Raw genomic sequence first — 898 nt, forward strand, 5'->3', positions numbered from 1 at the left:
GGCGTTCAGAGCGGCTTTCCAGCGTTGGGTCCAGCGTTTACGTCCCTGGCCGGTGGGGTCGAGGCTCATGATGGCCATGTAGACGCACTTGATGGCGGCCTGCTCGTTCGGGAAGTGGCCGCGGGCCCGGACGGCCTTGCGGATCCGCGCGTTCACGGACTCGATCGCGTTCGTTGTGCAGACGATCCGCCGTATCTCGGTGTCGAACTGCAGGAACGGCACGAACTCGGCCCACGCGTTCTCCCACAACCTCACGATCGCGGGATACTTCTGGCCCCATTCCTCCTGAAACTCCAGGAACCGTTCCCTGGCGGCGTCCTCGGTCGACGCCGTGTAGACGGGCTTGAGCACCTTCGAGATCTTGTCCCAGTCCTGCCGGGCCGCGTAACGGAACGACGCCCGGAGCAGGTGAACGACACAGGTCTGCGTGATCGCCTGCGGCCATACCGCCCCGATCGCGTCAGGCAGGCCCTTCAAGCCGTCGCAGACGACCATACAGACGTTTTCCGTGCCGCGGTTCTTGATCTCGGTGGGGACCTGGAGCCAGTACTTGGCATCCTCGCCCCCGTCGCCGGCCCACAAGCCCAAGATCTCGCGAGTGCCCTCGACGGTGACCGCCAAAACCACGTAGACCGGCCTGTTCGCGACCTTCCCGTCCCGCAGCTTCACGTGGACACAGTCAATGAACAAAACCGGATAGACCGAGTCGAGAGGCCGGTTCTGCCATTCGTTCATACCGTCGATCACCTTGTCCGTGATCGTGGAGATGGTCGTCTTGGAGACCTCGGCGCCGTAAACCTCCGCGAGGTGAGCGGAGATCTCCCCATGGGTCAGGCCGCGGGCCGACAGCGAGAGCACCATCTCGTCGACGCCGGTCAGCCGACGCTGCCGCTTCTTG

1 protein-coding gene is annotated in these 898 nt (G+C 64.1%); it reads right to left on the reverse strand.

All coding sequences use genetic code 11. The features are described 5' to 3' along the window. A partial coding sequence (locus tag QMF80_RS37930) for an IS256 family transposase (RefSeq protein WP_283461984.1) occupies nucleotides 1-898 on the reverse strand: 898 nt, incomplete at both ends.

This window comes from Streptomyces sp. G-G2, from assembly GCF_030063135.1.
GTDB lineage: Bacteria > Actinomycetota > Actinomycetes > Streptomycetales > Streptomycetaceae > Streptomyces.